Genomic DNA, 16367 nt, shown 5'->3' on the forward strand with positions numbered 1-16367 from the left:
GATCCACCCGACCGGCACCCGACCGACACGACCCTGTGGTGCAACTGCCCAGGAGAGGGATGGAGTCGCAGAGCGCGGCGATGTCAGTGGGGCCTTCTACGCTCCGCGCATGACGTTCTCGCTTCCCCAAAGCCTGCCGTCCGGGCGCGGCGTGCCCGCCGACTCACCGGTCCTGTGGTACGCCGACGAGATACGGTACGCCCCTCTGCTGGACATGTGGACCCGCGCCCAGCGGCAGCAGGACATCACCGGCCTCAGGCCGATCCTCTGCTACACGGACGACGACCACCCCCGCTCACTCGACCTCGCCGAGGTAACCGCCGTCGACCTCGAAACCGAACTCGAACAGGGATGGCGCGAGTATCGCCGGCGCCAACTCGCCCGGCTCGCGGCGCCGCCCGAACCGATGGACTGCCCCGAGGACGTCGAGCCCTGGGAGGACGACCCCGGCGCACCGTACGACCGCTGGCCCGGACTGGCCCCCGCCACCCTCCCCGCCTCGGGCGCCGACCCGGACGAGGCGGCCCGCTCGGCCCTCGCCCACCTCCTCCGCCACGGCTGGTACGACACGGCAGGAGCCTCTCTCGGCCTCGTCGCCGCCGCACGGAGCGCCGACATCCCCGCCGTCATCGGCTGGCGCGCGGAGGCGCCGCTCCCCCTGTTCTGCGCGCTGCTGCGCAGCTGGGAGGACCGTTTCGGGGCCCGCGTCCTCGCCGCGATCGGAGCGACGCTGCACGTCTCCGTCGCCTGCCCGCCCCGGACCCAGGAACAGGCCGACCTCGTCGCCCTCGAACACCTCCTGACCACCGCTGACAACATCGTCAACGACCCCCCGACACCCTTCCCCCGGTACGCGGCCTCCCTCATCGACGCCCCGGTGTGGAGCTTCTGGTGGGACTGAGCGGCGGGCCCCGGCGGTACCCGGTCGCGTGGCGGTTACACCGACCGCTAGCGTGCGGTCCATGAACGTCACCGATGAGAACGGCGGCGAGGAGCAGTCCTCCGTCGTGCAAGACATCCACCCCCGTTTCGCCGAGGCCTTGCGGGAGCTGGGTCTCGGCGAGGTGATCGGACGGGTCCGGCGCTTCCCCGACACGGCCCGCACCACCGCCGAGGCCGCCGCGGCGATCGGCTGCGAACCGAGCCAGATCTGCAAGTCGCTGTTCTTCGCCGCGGACGGGGTCCCGGTGCTGGTGCTGCTGGACGGCTCGGCACACGTCGGCATGGAGCTCGTACGGCGGGAGCTGGGCGCCGAGAAGCTCACCCGGGCCGGGGCACACCTGGTACGGGAGTCGACCGGGTACGGGCCCGGCGCCGTCCCGCCTTTCGGACACCTTACGAAGACCCGTGTCCTGGTGGACCGTTCGCTGCTCGGCCACGACACGGTGTGGACCTCGGCGGGCACCTCGCACTCCGTCTTCCCCATGGACCCGAAGACCCTGATCGCCCACTCGGGCGGCACGCTGGTGGACGTGCGCGATCCCATCGCGTGACACCGCTCGCCACCGCGGCCGTACCGCACCCTCGACGGCCGCCTCCCGGAGGCCCGTCAGCAACCCCAACTACCCCCAGTTGCACCGCTCGTCCGAACAGCTCCCGCCTCGGCATCACCCTGACGCCAAAGATCAAAACAACGAGTCAATAGCCCGCAAGCCCCAACTCTCGCTCCAGGCAATCGGATTGATGCGACGGTGTGCCACGCCGGGCCCTCGCCCGCGGTGCGTCCATACCGTATGCCGAATGGCAAAGCCTCCTTCTGTAGCGCCAGTTGACGTCCACGCCGGGCCCGCCTCCTCCGTAGGACACGTACGACCTCCGCGCTCCGGCCACTCGGCGCTACTGCTAGTGTTCATCCAGTCACGCTAGGCAACTAGCCATCATGTGTAAGCAATGCAGAACCGAGGGTTCCATGCGCAAGTTTCAGCAGATCGTGATCGCAGCAGCAGTGGCGGCCGGCGGCCTGTCCGCCGTCGGTGCCGGAACGGCTGTCGCCGACACCCATGGCAACGGACCGCGGACGGTGGACCTTTACCGCCCCTACCAGGAGTGCAGCCCGCAGACGGTGTCGGAGAACGACATCCCGATCGGAGTACTCGGCCTCGGCCAGACCCTGGACACCACCTGCGGCCAGCACAACCGCGCCTTCACCGGCTGAGGTCAGCGACGTCAACATCGCAACAGTCGGTACGGGATCCCTTCGGGTTAACCCGAAGGGATCGAATGCCGGCAGCCGACCGCCTCGATCTCGGCGCGAGCCGGCCAGCTGAAGGGCGAGGACCGCTCGGGCGAGGCCGGTGACCCCGGTCGTCGAGCAGCGGAGCTCGCGAAGAAGCGAGCCAGGACCCGCGGGCGGCGATGGCTCGTTCGACCAGCGCCCGGACCTCGCACGGGACCGGTCGACGACCTGCCGACCCGGCCGAGAGGGCGTCCCGTCGACCACGGCAAGGGGAGATGGACCGAGCCGCCCGCACCGTGGCAGCCCGTGTCCGACCGGCAGGTGATGCCGGCTTCGGCGAGAGCGTCGATGACGCCGTGCCCGCGTGCCGCCCCAGCGCCATGACGGCGTCGGCCAGGGCGGTGAAGCCCGGAGGAGACGGCCTTTCGGGTCGGCCACGCCCCGCACGTTCACCGTTACCAGCAGCTTCGTCCGCCTGTCAGGCCGACTGTCCAGCCGACGCGGAAAGTTGGAAAAGGCCCTGTATCGCAGACCACGCCCGCGGCGCGGCCGATCCCGAGGGAGCGGCGCCCGGGGCGCCCGTACTAAGGACACGCATCACATGTTCAACAGCAAAAGGATCGCGGCCCTCTCGGGGCTCATCGGCGGGCTCGCCGTGGCATCCATGGGCATCACGCACGCGCACGCCGCGGGAGACCCGGCACCTTGCACTCGGAGCCCCCAGGGGGACGTCATCTGCGTGCAGCACATCGAAGGCGGGAGCGCCGAGCACGGCGCCATTCCCCATCAGGAGACCTGCATGCCGGTGCAGGCCGTAACGGTGCCCACCGCCACGGGCAACGGCACGACACGACTCGGCCCTCAGGTGACCTGTTCACCTGCCACGTCCGGAGCGCCTCGACCGATCGACGGGGAGCGGGAACTGCCCGGCCTCGCCCCCTGAGAAGCACGACCGCCGAACCCCGCCCTACGGCCCAATTGGCGCTATACCCCATATGGGGCTCCTGCGCGACATAGGGTATAAATCCCCGATTGATTACACCCAGCGTGCTTACGTTTACGGCAAGTGGTCATTTCAGGCGGTATGCCTGATCAGGAAAGGGTCATCCATGCGTAAGTTTCAGCGCGCTGTGGTCGTAGCGGCAGCCATTGCGGGACTGTCCGCCCTCGGCGCCGGCATCAGCTTCGCCGACGGTAACGACGGCGTGCCCGTGCCGGTCGCCGCCGTCGCCACCTCGTCCGCCAGCGCCGTGGCCGTCGGGGGTGGCTACTACTCCCAGCCGCAGGACCAGGGCCAGGCGCTGGAGCAGAAGCAGGCACAGGAGCAGGCTCAGCCGCAGGAGCAGGTCCAGCCCCAGATCCAGCCGCAGGAGCAGGCTCAGCCGCAGGCGCAAGACCAGGCGCAGCCGCAGACGCAGGCTCAGCCGCAGGAGCAGGTCCAGCCCCAGGAGCAGGTCCAGCCGCAGGCTCAGCCGCAGGAGCAGGGTCAGCCGCAGGCCCAGCCTCAGGAGCAGGGTCAGCCGCAGGAGCAGGCTCAGCCGCAGGAGCAGGGTCAGCCGCAGGAGCAGGTCCAGCCGCAGGAGCAGGTCCAGCCGCAGGCCCAGCCCCAGGAGCAGGGTCAGCCGCAGGAGCAGGTCCAGCCGCAGGAGCAGGCTCAGCCGCAGACGCAGGCCCAGCCGCAGGCCCAGGTCCAGCCGCAAGCGCAGGACCAGGCCCAGCCGCAGGTTCAGCCGCAGACGCAGGACCAGGTCCAGCCGCAGGAGCAGGGTGGCGACGCCTAAGAGCCGGAGCTCCGAGTCAAGGCCCGCCACGGCCTCACTCAGCGTCGGGGATACGGACCGAGCGGTGCGCTGAGTGATATCCCGTGGCGCAGGTAGCCCGGACGCCGAGTTCGCGTCCGGGCTACAACCATCCCGCCCGCGGACAAAGATTCAATCCCTTGACTTTATCGGCGCGGGCAATTCCGGCCGATAAAGGATTGTCCGATTCTTCACCACAAAGGAATTCAACGCATGCTCTTTTCGCAGAGGACTGCGGCCGTCGCTGCATTCGCCGGAAGCCTCGCCGCCATCTGCCTCGGCGCTACACAGGCACAAGCTGTGGGAAACCCAGGCGCCTGCCCCGCCACCGAGCAGAAGGACGTCGTGTGCGTTCAGAAGAATGCGACGTACACCGACAAGGACGGCACGCACGTTGTCAAGCAGGACCAGCAGTGCTTGACGACAGACCGGCCGCACGTGGTCACGCAGCAGGACCAACTCCTGGGAAGCGCACCTGCGAAAGTGGGGCCGGTCGTGGAGTGCTCCAACACGGCCAAGCTGCCTGAGGGGTTCAAGAAGCCGCACTTCGGCATCTGAGCGCTCACGCGAAATGCTGGTCCGGGGAAGGGTTCCCGGACCAGCATTTCGTTTTCGAAGAGGCAGGTCTCCCACCCGAGGCAGACCGGAGTTCCCCGCCCCCGGCCGGCCCTGATGCCTCGTCGCCGCCGTGGAGCCGGGCAGGCGCGGGTGTGGTGCGACGGCCTCATGGCTACGGCCTTCGCGTTGATCCCGTGCTTCCGTGACGGAGCACAGGATCGGGCGAAGGCCGTAGCCATGTTCGGAACTCAGGCAAACCGCTGTGAGCTCTCAGCCGCCGAAGTGGTTGCTGCAGCCCGCGGTTGAGCCCAGCGACGTCTTCTGGGCCCCCGGGTTGCCCTCGCCGCCCAGCAGGTTGCCGCCCAGCCCGTTGCCGATGCCGACCTGACCGAGAATGTCGAGGTTCAGGTCGTGCGATTCACAGGTGCTGCTCTGCGAGACGCTGAAGCTGTCGCCCCCGCCCATGCCCTGATCTGCGTGGGCGACGCTGACGCCCAGAAGTCCGACGTTTCCGAGTACTGCCATCAGGACAGCGGCCGTGCGGAGCTTGCGCATGCCATCTCCAGAAGAAGTGGGTGAATGCGATCCGCGAGGGATCGCCTCTACGTGACGCGAAGGATTCAACGGCGCCAGAACGGAGTGCCCGGAGGGGTCCAGCACTACGCTGTGCCGCCTCGGCAGTGGTTCGGCGCACGCGAAAGGTCCCGGCACTTTGCCTGAGGCCCAGCGCCGGGACCGTTCATGGTTCGGCGTCTCTACGCCTGAGGGGACTTCAGAAGGCGCTGTTGTTACAGCCCATGGTGGAGCCGAGCGAGGTGGACTGGGCGCCCGGGTTGCCTTCGCCGTTGAGGGCGTTGCCCAGCAGGCCGTTCAGCACGCCGACCTGGCCAAGGACGTCGAGGTTCAGGTCGTGCGACTTGCAGTTGGAGCTCTGCGTGACGCTGAACTGGTCGCCGCCGCCCTCGCCGTGACCGCCGGCGTAGGCCGTACCGCCTACGAGCCCGATGCTGCCGATGGCAGCGACCAGGACCGCAACGTTGCGAAGCTTGCGCATTTCATCTCCGTGTGGGGGTGAGTTTTTGCGATCTGTGGGTAGATCGCGGTTACGGACAGAACAATAGCGACAAAAGCCTTGAATTGGACAACGACACGCTGGCTTTATGTCACCGAGGAAGCACCGGAAGGTGTTTCGCGGGGCGAGCCGAGTCCGGTTCGTCCGCCGCCCGTGCCCGGCATCGACGTGATCGTCCGTCAGTGCTGCTGCACGTTGGCGAAAGAATTCGTCTGGCTGTTGGCCTGGGTGCACTCGACGCCCCGGGTCTGGGATTCGGCGAGCAGGGCAACCGGGACGTTCGCATCGAGCAGGGTCTGCGGGCTGCACTCCTGGTACGGACGGAACAGGTTGGCCTGCCCCGCCGAAGCGCCCTGCTGCCGCTGCGGCGCTTCAGGAGAGATCCGCGGGCTGAGCTGCGGATTCAGCTGCGGGTTGACCTGCGGGGAAACCTGAGTGCCACGTGCCGGTGCCAGCTGTTGCGGAGCCGGCGAGCCATAGGTCCGCGCGGTCGCCTGAGCGGAAGACGCGGAGGCCGCCTGGGCGTCGGGCTGCGAAACCGGGTGCGGTGCGACGCCGTTGGGGGCGGAGGGGGTGGCGGCGGAGCTTGGACCGGCGCCGACGCCGGCCAGGCCGCCGGCTGTTGCGGCGACGAGCGCGATCTTGTGAAGCATACGCATGAGTTTCCTCGGCTCTTCAATTGACCTGTGCACGGAAGCTGATGTGCCGATGCGGCAGCGCGGTCTTCGCTGCTCCGTTCGGCCGCGATGGGCCATCCCTATCGCCCCGTGGGGAACGAAAAAAACACGGACCCGAAACGGGTGCGGGGGTGTGCTCACCCATTCGGTGCGGCGCGCGAGCCGTGACGCCCGGGTCGGCAGACTGCAAATGGGTGACGGCCAGGCGAGTGCCGTGACCACGGCGCCGAAACCTCGTTCCTCGGAGGAGAGGGCAGCGACCGTAAACCATTGACAGGTAGAGGACCCGCTGCCAGCTCCGATACGAAGTCCGCGTGCTCCTCGAGATAACCGTAGCCTCCGGCGCGATGCGAGTGACGCACCAACTGCACGCGTGACCGCATTGAATGCAATGGACTCACATCTCAGGTAACGAAGGGCCGAGGGTTTCATGCGGAAGCTTCACAAGGCCGCGCTCGTCGTCGCAGCGGCCAGCGGTTTGGCCGGCATCGGCGCCAGCGGCAGCTATGCCAACTCACCGGAGGGGCGCCTCGGTTCCACCCCGGCATCGGTTCCGGATCAGCCGCCCGCTCCGGCCGCGGCTCCCCAACCGGCCCCACAGGCCGCCCCGTCAGGAGCACAGCAGACCGGATACGCCTCGGCCTCGGCCTCATCACAGGGAACAGCCCAGGCCTCCAGCTCGTCGAACCCGCAACAGGCCGCTCCCGCACAGTTCGCGCAGGCCGCACCCGCACAGCCGGCGCAGGCCGCCCCGTCGCAGGTCGTGCCACAGGTCATGCCTCAGGTCATGCCTCAGGTCGCCCCGCAGGTAGCGGTACCCCCGGTGCTCGACTCACAGGCCCCGATGATGGTCGCCCCCCAGGTGAACCCACAGCTGAACCCTCAGGTGAACCCGCTCGTCGACCCGACGGTCACGCCCACGAGCGCACCGGAACTGGCTCCGGTCGCCCTCGGGCAGATCGCGGCCCCTCCCGTCGGACAACTGGGACTTCCCCGACTCGGCTGACAGCCCGCCCCCGCACATCCGCAGTCCTGACTCAACGGGTCAGATCCCCGCACTTCCTCCAAGGAGCTTCAAATGCGCAAGCTGCACAAGGTAGTTCTTCTGAGCGCCCTCCTCGGCAGTGTCGGCGCCTTGGGTGCCAACACCGCTTCCGCATACGGCGACCCGGGCCACGACAACGACGGCATCGACATCACGCAGGGCGTCGAGTGCCGCTCGCACGACATGAACATCGAGGTGCTCGGCAGCGTCGGCGCCCTCACCGGCGTGGCCGGCAACCTGCTGAACGGAGAAGGAGCCGCGGGCGCGCAGAAGAGCCATCTCGGTTCCGACATGGGTTGCAACAGCCGGGCGCTCTGACCGACCTCCCACTCGCGCCCTCCGTTCCGTCGGCGCGGTGCCACTGCTTCCACGCGTGGCGCGAGGTCTTTTACCTGCATACCTTTTCGATCTGGCCTGCACCGTCTCCGCATCGGGTTGCACGAAGGCGGCGTGAACGCATGAAGCGTTCACGCCGCCTTCGTTTTGCTTCGGCCCGCCGCCGAGAGCCCGCCGTGAGCGAGGGGGAATTCCTACGGCTCGCGCGCCGGGGTTTCCTGCTTCATCGGCAACTGCCCAACCGGAGAGGTCCGTTGAGGTCTGAACGCAGGCCGCTGAGCGGGGCAAGGGCATACCCGCAGCCCGGACCGGAGGACGTGCGCTGCCCGGACCGGTCCTGGATCTCGATGCCAGGGCGCGGAGGGCGGACGGGCACCGGCGGCCCGCCTGGGCCCCACCAAACACGTTCGATGGGGCTGTACAGGCATCCGGGCCGGGTCAGCGACCTGGGCGGAAACGGCGGTACAGGACCGCACCCGCGAGGAGGGAGACGGCGGCGCCGGCGAGGGTCGGCACAGCCAGATCCGCTCCCGTGTGGGCCAGCGTCGCCGTGTCCGGGGTGTCCGGAACGGTCTCATGCCGGGGGGCCGGGACGCGCGACACCGGAGGCGTCGGGGCCGAGGGCTCGGGGGCCGGAGTTGTCCGGGAAACGTGAGGGTGAGAGTGTTCACCGCCGTTGACCGACTGGTTGCCGACAGCCGGGTTGCCCACGCCGACCGCGTCGACACTGTTCCCGGAAACGTTCACCGGCAGATCGACCGGGAGCTGCAGACCGTTGCCCGAGACCAGCCCGGGCGAGTCCGTGACGCGGCCGACAGCCGAGGCTCCGCCTGACGTGTCCGATCCGCCGTCGGTTTCCGCACCGTCGGCCTTGGCCGTGTCCCTGTTCTTGCACACGTTGCCCACGGCCGGGTTGAGCAGCCCCACGACGTCCACGGTGTTGCCGCAGAGGTTCACCGCCGCGGACAACGGAACCTGGATGCTGTTCCCGGAGAGCACCCCGGGCGAACCGGCCGCCGTAGCCCCGGCGTCAGCGCCGTCGGCCGCGAAGACGGCGGACCCCGGGAGAGCTACGGCCATCGCGCCGGATGCGGCGGCAACGGCGAGCACGCGGTTTCGAGTAGCCCGTCTCATAGATCTATACCTTCCTTACATCACCGCGGGTACTCACCCGCACATCTGCAAACGCCGGAAAAGCAACAGGGGTTATGGCGTGCAACCTTCCAAGTCGCTGTGCTGGGCCAAAAGGCCCCAACAGATGACGTCGATCATGTGACTGTCGGCCTGGTTGCTCGTTGCTCTTGTCATGACGATCGCCGTGAAGAGGCAACCGCGGCCGTGGAGACGTCTCGGACGAACCGTGATCGCTCGTCGAGCCGTTGCCGCGGCACCGCGTGGAACGAAGCCGGCCCCTACAGGCAGGCGCATGAAGGGCCGTTGAATGCGGGGCGACGGACGGGTCGCTTCACCGTTCGACGTACCACACCTTCTGCTGATTCGCAGGCGACACGGCATACGGCGCTCGCCCACGACTACACGTTGATCAAGCCTGTGTTTTCAACAAGGAGACGCCACTGTGCGAATTTCTGATCTTCAGCGCTGCGAGGTCCGGCCTGGACGGCTTGTGGAGTGGGGGTTCAGCCCCGCGACCGTCGCGGCCGCGGCGGCGCTGCCTACGGATCCGCGGCCTCCGGCGTACATCCAGGAGTCACACATCAGAACGGCGCGGTCGGTACGCGAGGGGGGCTTGTTCGTGCCGACCTGGATCGGTACGGCTTTCGACCTGCCCGGCCAAGTCGACCTCGACGTGCTGGAACAGGCCCTACACGGCTGGACACTGCGCCACGAGACGCTGCGCAGCGGGTTCAGATGGGTGGGCGACGAGATGCACCGGTTCACTCTCGACCGGGACGATGTCACGCTCTACCGCGAAGTGGTGGGCGACTTCGCCGACGCGAACCTGCTGGCCGAGCGTTTGCAGGCCCGTTTCGACGACGCGGCAGACGCTGTCGGCTGGCCCAACCTCCTCTACGCGGCGGTCGTCCGCGAGGACTCCACCAGCGTGTATCTGGCATTTGACCACACCAACGTCGACGCCTACTCGCTGCACCGCATCCCGTACGAGGTGCAGGAGCTGTACACGGCACAGGTCGCGGGGCAGCCCCTGACCGCCACACCGGTGGCGAGCTATGTGGACTTCTGCGAGCAGGAGCGGGCGAACGCGAACGCCATCGACGACACACACTCGATCGTCACGCGCTGGCGGGAGTTCATCGGCCGGTGCGACGGAAGGCTTCCGGAGTTCCCTGTCGATCTGGGCCTGCGGCCCGGCGACGTGCTGCCCGTCCAAAAGCTCATGCGCGAGCCGCTCGTCGACGCGGACGCGGCCGCGGCGTTCGAGACGTACTGCCGGCCCTACGGCGGCAGCCTGGTGGGCGTCCTGGCCGCCACCAGTCTGATCGTCCACGAACTCGGCGGGCAACCGGTCTACCGCACGGTCGTGCCGTTCCACACCCGTCTGAAGTCCGCGTGGACAGACTCCGTGGGCTGGTATGTCGGCGGCGCACCGATCGAAGTACCCGCGGCACGGGACTTCGACACCGCGCTCGCCTCGGTCCGGGCCCAACTGCAAGCCAATCGGTCGTTGGCACGCATTCCTCTGGCCCGAGTACTGCGCCTCCTGGGCGAGGACTTCCGCCCCGCATCACCCGACTTGTACTCGATCGTCTCGTATGTGGACGCCCGCCTCATTCCCGGTTCGACCTGCTGGAGCGAACAAAAGGCGTACGGGCTGCTCCGTGTGTCGTACGGCGATCAGGTGTGCGCCTGGGTCAACCGGCTGCACGAGGGACTGTGGATCGCATGCCGCCACCCGGACACGGACATCGCTTCCAAGAACGTACGCCTGTACATCGAGAAGCTTCGAGAGCTGATCGTCTCGGTTGGTCCCGCGACCTTTTCAACCGTCGCAGGACGCTGATCGCCGACGCGCATCGCCGGCTGCGACGACGCCGGCATCGACGGAGAACGGTGCCGCCCTCGTCGCGACGGACGAGGACGGCGAGCGGGTCCGCTGCGAGGTGCCGTCGACGGCAGAAGGCTTTCCACGGCCGGGCCGCTGCCCCGCCGGTCGGTCGGTCGACAGTGGGCGGCCGACCGACGGTGGGCGGCCGACCGACGGTGGGCGACCGACCGACGGTGGGCGACCGACCGACGGTGGGCGACCGCACGTGGTGGGCGACCGCACGTGGTGGGCGACCGGACGTGGTGGGCGGTTACGCGGTGACTGCCGTCCGTACCGCTCGTACCAGCGCCTGTGCTCGCGCGTCCGCCGTCACGCTCGTGCGGAAGGCGTTGGTGACGTACCCGAAGGCGATGCCCGACTCGGGGTCGGCGAAGCCGAGGGCGCCGCCGCGGCCGGGGTGGCCGAAGGAGCCCGGGGAGAGCAGTGGCGACGCTCCGCCGTGGAGCATGTACCCGAGGCCGAACCGGGTGTTGACGACCAGGATCCGGTCGGGTCCCGCGGACTGTTCCGTCCGCGCGGCCGACACCGTCTCCGGCGTGAACAGCCGTACGCCGTCCACCTCCCCGATCAGCGCGGCGTAGAAGCGGGCGAGGCCGTCGGCCGTGGCGATGCCGTTCGACGCGGGGAGGACGGCCGCGCGGTAGGCGGGATCGTTCTCGTCGGGCATCGGGGTGATCGCGGCGAAGGCGCGCCGGGTGAGGCTGTCCGGGTCGGCGTACGCCTCGGAGACCGCCCGCTTCGGACGGGTCTTGAGGCCGCCGGGCGTCGACGGCGCCTCGACCTGCGCGACCCGCCCCACCCGGCCGGCCACCGCCTCCGGAAGCCCGACCCACAGGTCCAGGTCCAGCGGCCGGGCGATCTCGTCCGCGATCCACCGGCCGATCGTGCGCCCGGTCACCCGCCGGACCAGCTCGCCGGTCAGCCAGCTGTACGTCTGCGCGTGGTACCCGTGCTCGGCGCCGGGCTGCCACACCGGCGTCTGCGCGGCCACCGCGGCGGCCGCGAGGTCGAGGTCCGCGGCCTCGGCGGGGCTGAGCGGACGGTCGAGGACGGGCACTCCGGCCCGGTGCGCGAGCAGGTGCCCCACCCGCGTGTGCTCCTTGCCGTGCGCCTTGTACTCGGGCCAGTAGGACCCGACCGGCGCGTCCAGGTCGAGCTGTCCTCGCTGGGCGAGCAGCAGGAGTACGGCGGCGGCGACGCCCTTGGTCGCGGAGCGCACGATCTGCGCCGTGCCGTGCTGCCAGGGCTCGGTGCCGTCGACGTCACGGGTGCCTCCCCACAGGTCGACGACCTTGTGCCCGTCGCGGTACACGGTGACGGCTGCGCCCCGGTCCCCGAGCGCCGCGAAGTTGCCCGCGAACGCCTCCCTGACCGGCTCGAAGCCCTCGGCCACTGTGCCGTTCACGTCCACGCCCGCGCTCCCTGTCGCCTCACCGCTGTCGAAGTTCCAGCAGTGAGTGGAACACGCGTCCGCGGCCTCCGATTCCTAGGACCCCTAGCCCAGCAGGATCGTGACCTCGATGTTGCCGCGGGTGGCGTTCGAGTACGGGCAGACCTCGTGCGCCGCGTCCACGAGCTTCGTCGCCACGTCCTCGTCGACGACGGGGAGCGAGACACTCAGGGCGACCGCCAGTCCGTAGCCGCGCTGCTTGTTCGGGCCGATCCCGACCTTCGCCGCGACCGTGGAACCGGTGAGGTCGAGGCCGGCGCGGCGGCCCACCAGCACGAGCGCGTTGTGGAAGCAGGCGCTGTATCCGGCCGCGAACAGCTGCTCCGGGTTCGTGCCGTTCCCGTCGCCGCCGAGCGCCGGCGGCATCGCGACCTTCAGTTGGAGCTGCCCGTCCTGGCTGGTCACATGTCCGTTCCGGCCGCCGTGAGCGGTGGCCTCGGCGACATACATGATCTTCGTCGGACGGGTGTCGACAACAGCGCCGTCGATCACGGCAGGACCTCCCCCAGGGCGGACAACACAGGAGTGCACAAGTACATCGTGCACAAGGTACCGGTTGGTATGGGGGTCCGGAATGCCCAGGGCCGGGAAGCCTGGGTTACCGGGGCGGGAACCTGGGCGACCGGGGCAGGAAACCCGGGCGAACAGGGTGGAAAGTCCGGGAGAACAGGGCCGTCCGCGGCTCGGCGAGGGGTGGCGGCCCCGCGACGGCGCCGCGATCTCCCGCGCGGGTCAGCGACCCCGCGCCGCCGCGGCCTCCGCGCGCTCCGTGAGCCGCCGCAGCTCCCCGCGAAGGCGCGTGACGTCGGCCTCGCTCATGCCGGTCGCCGTCAGCAGCGCCTGCGGCACCTCCTCCGCGCGCTCCCTCAGCACCTCGCCGCGCCCGGTGAGGGCGACGCGCACGGAGCGTTCGTCGTGCGCCGAGCGCTCACGGCGTACGAGCCCCGCCGACTCCAGCCGCTTGAGCAGCGGCGACATCGTGCCGTAGTCGAGGTGCAGGGCGGTGCCCAGTTCCTTGACCGTGGTCTCGCCGCGCTCCCAGAGAACGAGCAGGACGAGGTACTGCGGGTAGGTGAGACCGAGTTCCTCCAGCAGCGGGCGGTACGCGGCGGTCACGGCGCGCTGGGCGGCGTACAACGCGAAGCACAGCTGGTCGTCGAGCAGCAGCGACCCGGCCGGCGGCGGCCCGACGTCCTCTTGTTTCGTCACGCCCCCATTGTCACGGAGCGCGGGTCGAACCCGAAGGGCAGCTCCAGACGGTGGGTGCGCATGAGCTCGCCGTCGGAGAGGAGCTCGCCGGTCCGGCCGTCGGCGACGATCACACCGTCGCTCAGGACGAGGGAGCGGGGGCACAGTTCGAGGGCGTACGGCAGATCGTGCGTGACCATGAGGACGGTGACGTCCAACGAGCGCAGGATGTCGGCGAGTTCGCGCCGGGAGGCGGGGTCGAGGTTGGAGGAGGGCTCGTCGAGGACGAGGATCTCGGGCTCCATCGCCAGCACCGTCGCAACGGCGACCCGGCGCCGCTGCCCGAAGGACAGGTGGTGCGGCGGACGGTCGGCGAAGGCTGCCATGCCGACCCGCTCCAGCGCCGTGCGGACGCGTTCCTCCAGCTCGGCGCCCTTCATCCCCGCCGCGGCCGGACCGAAGGCGACGTCCTCGCGCACGGTCGGCATGAACAGCTGGTCGTCCGGGTCCTGGAAGACGATGCCGACCTTGCGCCGGATCTCCGCCATGTGCCGCTTGCCGACCGGGAGTCCGGCGACCGTCACCGTTCCGGCGCCGCCGGTCAGGATGCCATTGAGGTGCAGGACGAGAGTGGTCTTGCCCGCGCCGTTCGGGCCCAGCAGCGCGACGCGCTCGCCGCGCCCGATGCCGAAGTCCACGCCGAACAGGGCCTGATGCCCGTCGGGGTAGGCGAACGCGAGTCCGGAGACCTCCAGCGAGTCCGGCACGGCGTCCGTCCCGCCGGCCGCCCCCGCAGTCCTCCCCGCCGTCGTCCCCGGCCTCTTCCCCGCAGTCGTCCCGGCAGACGCCTCCCCGGGATTCCCCGCGGACAGCTCTCCGGTCTTCTCCCCCGGCGTCTCCACAGACAGCTCCCCGGTCGTTCCAGCAGGCATCACAGCGTCCATCCCAACAGACATACGGCAAGGGCGGCGAACGGAAGGGCGAGGGCGTACGACCACTGCGCCCGGGACGCGGTCACCTCGTCGATGACAGGCATCGAACCGGCGTATCCACGGCTCACCATGGCGAGGTGCACGCGTTCCCCGCGCTCGTAGGAGCGGATGAACAGCGCGCCCGCCGACTTCGCGAGCACCCCCCAGTGCCGCACTCCGCTCGCCTCGAAGCCGCGCGACTCCCGCGCGATCCGCATGCGCCGCATCTCGTCCGTGATGACGTCGCCGTAGCGGATCATGAACGAGGCGATCTGCACGAGGAGCGGCGGGAGCTTCAGCCGTTGCAGGCCGAGGAGCAGTTCCCGCAGTTCGGTGGTGGCCGCGAGCAGGACGGAGGCGGCGACACCGAGCGTGCCCTTGGCGAGGACGTTCCAGGCGCCCCACAGCCCGTTGACGCTCAGGGACAGTCCCAGCACGTCCACCCGCTCGCCCTCCGCCACGAACGGCATCAGCACCGCGAACGCGACGAACGGGACCTCGATCAGGAGCCGCTTCAGCAGCACGCCCGCCGGTACGCGGGCCTGGCCGGCCACCACCGCGAGGAGTGCGGCGTACAGCGCGAACGCCCACATCGCCTCGCGCGGGGTGGAGACCACGACGACCACGAAGGCGAAGGCCGCGGCGAGCTTGGTGTGCGGCGGAAGGGCGTGCACGGGCGAGTGCCCGTGGCGGTACAGCCGGTGCGTGTGACCCGCCCCCACGTCAGACGCCTTCCGGTACGGAGGTGGGCGCGGTGTCGGACGTACGTCGTCTGCGGACCGTCCAGAAGACGCCGGTGCCCGCGACGACGGTGACGCCGACGCCGATCACCCCCGCGAGTCCGCCGGAGACCCGGGCGTCGGAGATGTCCTTGACCCCGTATCCGGCGAGCGGTGAGTCCCCGGTCGCGTGCTTCCCGGTCCGGGTGTCGATGCCCTTGTCCTTGGCGACCTTCTCCAGGCCGTCGGGGTTCGAGGAGGCGTAGAAGCTGACGAATCCGGCGAGGACGAGGGAGGTGACCAGGCCGGTGATCCACACCTTTCGGTGCGAGGAGCGGGCCGCGACGGGGGCGGCGACCGTGGGGGCATCGACCAGTTCCCCGCCGACCCGCAGCTTGAGCCGCTGCTGGAGACCGCGGGCGCCGTACACGAGATCGGGCCGTACGGCGATGACGGCGCCGACGGTGAGCGCGGTGATGACGGCCTCGCCGACGCCGATGAGGACGTGGACGCCGACCATGGCCGTGGCGACCTTGGAGATCGCGACGTCGGTGGTGCCGCCGACGGCGTAGATGAGGGTGAAGGCGACGGCGGCGGCCGGAACGGACAGCAGCGCGGCGACGAAGGACGCGACGGTGACCGAACGCCGCTTGCGGGGCAGCACCTTCACCAGGCCCCGGAAGAGGGCGTAGGAGACGACCGTGGTGACGATCGCCATGTCGGTGATGTTCACGCCGAGCGCGGTGAGGCCGCCGTCCGCGAAGAGGATGCCCTGCATGAGCAGGACGACGGAGACGCAGAGGACACCTGTGTAGGGGCCGACGAGGATGGCCGCCAGGGCGCCGCCGAGCAGATGTCCGCTGGTCCCGGCGGCGACCGGGAAGTTCAGCATCTGCACGGCGAAGATGAAGGCGGCGACCAGGCCGGCGAGCGGCGCGGTCCGCTCGTCGAGTTCACGGCGGGCACCCCGCAGGCTCACGGCGATGGCGCCGGCGGCGACCACCCCTGTGGCGGCGGAGACCGGGGCATTGATGAATCCGTCAGGCACATGCACCGTTCGATGATAATGCCTTGTTGCGAATGACTTGCAAGAGCGAGAAGCCCATGAATAGCTACCGACAGGCGTGAGCGGGCGAGCAGTTCAGGGGAACCGAGCCGGCGGACGCGCCGGAGTGAACCGTTCGCGGCGGGCACGAACGGTGGGCGAACGATCGACGAGCCGGGGCACGCCGACGGGTGCGACGGCGTCGAGCGCTCGCGCCGGGTGCGACCGTCGCCGCACACATGCGGCGGCCGTGACCGGGCAGGCGACCCCTGAAGCGGGGCGCGGGCGACCGGAGAGCGGTTTCCG

19 protein-coding genes are annotated in these 16367 nt (G+C 69.6%); 8 read left to right on the top strand and 11 right to left on the bottom strand.

What is annotated here, in order from left to right; genetic code table 11:
- Positions 1-109: 109 nt before the first annotated feature.
- The 4 genes from ACFYW8_RS32440 (at position 110) to ACFYW8_RS32455 (ending at position 3119) form a co-directional block, all read left to right on the top strand.
- Positions 110-901, top strand: coding sequence for a DUF4253 domain-containing protein (locus ACFYW8_RS32440; protein ID WP_389085512.1), 792 nt, complete (start codon positions 110-112; stop codon positions 899-901).
- A gap of 61 nt (positions 902-962) precedes the next feature.
- Positions 963-1493: a YbaK/EbsC family protein gene (locus tag ACFYW8_RS32445; protein WP_389085517.1), complete on the top strand. Its 531-nt coding sequence runs from the start codon at positions 963-965 to the stop codon at positions 1491-1493.
- A gap of 416 nt (positions 1494-1909) precedes the next feature.
- Entirely contained in the window at positions 1910-2155 is a 246-nt protein-coding gene (locus ACFYW8_RS32450; protein WP_365876615.1) for a hypothetical protein, read from the top strand.
- 622 nt (positions 2156-2777) lie between these two features.
- A complete protein-coding gene (locus ACFYW8_RS32455; RefSeq protein WP_389085523.1) occupies positions 2778-3119 on the top strand; it encodes a hypothetical protein in 342 nt (113 codons plus the stop codon).
- A gap of 160 nt (positions 3120-3279) precedes the next feature.
- Here ACFYW8_RS32455 and ACFYW8_RS32460 read toward each other — a convergent pair whose 3' ends face one another.
- A complete protein-coding gene (locus ACFYW8_RS32460) occupies positions 3280-3987 on the bottom strand; it encodes a hypothetical protein (RefSeq protein WP_389085529.1) in 708 nt (235 codons plus the stop codon).
- A 201-nt stretch (positions 3988-4188) separates the two neighbouring features.
- On the opposite strand from ACFYW8_RS32460, the gene ACFYW8_RS32465 reads away from it, so the two are divergent.
- On the top strand, positions 4189-4533 hold the full coding sequence (locus ACFYW8_RS32465; protein WP_389085533.1) for a hypothetical protein: 345 nt from the start codon (positions 4189-4191) through the stop codon (positions 4531-4533).
- A 270-nt stretch (positions 4534-4803) separates the two neighbouring features.
- On the opposite strand, the gene ACFYW8_RS32470 is transcribed toward ACFYW8_RS32465, so the two are convergent.
- From ACFYW8_RS32470 to ACFYW8_RS32480, 3 genes are all read right to left on the bottom strand, one after another.
- Positions 4804-5088 (bottom strand): hypothetical protein, encoded by a 285-nt coding sequence (locus tag ACFYW8_RS32470; RefSeq protein ID WP_389085538.1) that lies wholly within the window; start codon positions 5086-5088, stop codon positions 4804-4806.
- A 217-nt stretch (positions 5089-5305) separates the two neighbouring features.
- A complete protein-coding gene (locus ACFYW8_RS32475; RefSeq protein ID WP_326787257.1) occupies positions 5306-5587 on the bottom strand; it encodes a hypothetical protein in 282 nt (93 codons plus the stop codon).
- Positions 5588-5784: 197 nt separating this feature from the next.
- Positions 5785-6264, bottom strand: coding sequence for a hypothetical protein (locus tag ACFYW8_RS32480; RefSeq protein WP_389085545.1), 480 nt, complete (start codon positions 6262-6264; stop codon positions 5785-5787).
- Positions 6265-6712: 448 nt separating this feature from the next.
- Between ACFYW8_RS32480 and ACFYW8_RS32485 the strand changes: the two genes are divergently transcribed.
- A complete protein-coding gene (locus ACFYW8_RS32485) occupies positions 6713-7288 on the top strand; it encodes a hypothetical protein (RefSeq protein ID WP_365876627.1) in 576 nt (191 codons plus the stop codon).
- Between the two features lie 72 nt (positions 7289-7360).
- The gene (locus ACFYW8_RS32490; RefSeq protein WP_365876629.1) at positions 7361-7645 is read left to right on the top strand and encodes a hypothetical protein; all 285 of its coding nucleotides are present in this window, start codon (positions 7361-7363) and stop codon (positions 7643-7645) included.
- A 456-nt stretch (positions 7646-8101) separates the two neighbouring features.
- Here the strand turns inward: ACFYW8_RS32490 and ACFYW8_RS32495 are convergent, their stop codons facing one another.
- The gene (locus ACFYW8_RS32495; protein WP_389085555.1) at positions 8102-8773 is read right to left on the bottom strand and encodes a chaplin family protein; all 672 of its coding nucleotides are present in this window, start codon (positions 8771-8773) and stop codon (positions 8102-8104) included.
- A gap of 466 nt (positions 8774-9239) precedes the next feature.
- Here ACFYW8_RS32495 and ACFYW8_RS32500 point away from each other — a divergent pair, with 466 nt between their 5' ends.
- Positions 9240-10643 carry a condensation domain-containing protein gene (locus tag ACFYW8_RS32500; RefSeq protein WP_389085560.1) on the top strand — a complete coding sequence of 468 codons (1404 nt, stop codon included), beginning with the start codon at positions 9240-9242 and terminating at the stop codon, positions 10641-10643.
- A 295-nt stretch (positions 10644-10938) separates the two neighbouring features.
- Here ACFYW8_RS32500 and ACFYW8_RS32505 read toward each other — a convergent pair whose 3' ends face one another.
- From ACFYW8_RS32505 to ACFYW8_RS32530, 6 genes are all read right to left on the bottom strand, one after another.
- Complete coding sequence (locus tag ACFYW8_RS32505; protein WP_365876635.1) at positions 10939-12099, bottom strand: serine hydrolase domain-containing protein; 1161 nt, start codon at positions 12097-12099, stop codon at positions 10939-10941.
- Positions 12100-12183: 84 nt separating this feature from the next.
- A complete protein-coding gene (locus tag ACFYW8_RS32510; protein ID WP_365876692.1) occupies positions 12184-12588 on the bottom strand; it encodes an organic hydroperoxide resistance protein in 405 nt (134 codons plus the stop codon).
- Between the two features lie 282 nt (positions 12589-12870).
- Entirely contained in the window at positions 12871-13347 is a 477-nt protein-coding gene (locus tag ACFYW8_RS32515) for a MarR family transcriptional regulator (RefSeq protein WP_365876637.1), read from the bottom strand.
- Positions 13344-14093 carry an energy-coupling factor ABC transporter ATP-binding protein gene (locus ACFYW8_RS32520; protein ID WP_389085569.1) on the bottom strand — a complete coding sequence of 250 codons (750 nt, stop codon included), beginning with the start codon at positions 14091-14093 and terminating at the stop codon, positions 13344-13346. The genes ACFYW8_RS32515 and ACFYW8_RS32520 overlap by 4 nt, the downstream gene beginning before the upstream one ends.
- Before the next feature lie 164 nt (positions 14094-14257).
- Positions 14258-15019: a cobalt ECF transporter T component CbiQ gene (gene cbiQ, locus ACFYW8_RS32525; RefSeq protein WP_365876641.1), complete on the bottom strand. Its 762-nt coding sequence runs from the start codon at positions 15017-15019 to the stop codon at positions 14258-14260.
- 1 nt (position 15020) lies between these two features.
- Positions 15021-16070 carry an energy-coupling factor ABC transporter permease gene (locus tag ACFYW8_RS32530; RefSeq protein ID WP_365876643.1) on the bottom strand — a complete coding sequence of 350 codons (1050 nt, stop codon included), beginning with the start codon at positions 16068-16070 and terminating at the stop codon, positions 15021-15023.
- Positions 16071-16367: the final 297 nt, after the last annotated feature.

The organism is Streptomyces sp. NPDC002742, from assembly GCF_042888885.1.
In the GTDB taxonomy this organism is placed as follows: domain Bacteria; phylum Actinomycetota; class Actinomycetes; order Streptomycetales; family Streptomycetaceae; genus Streptomyces.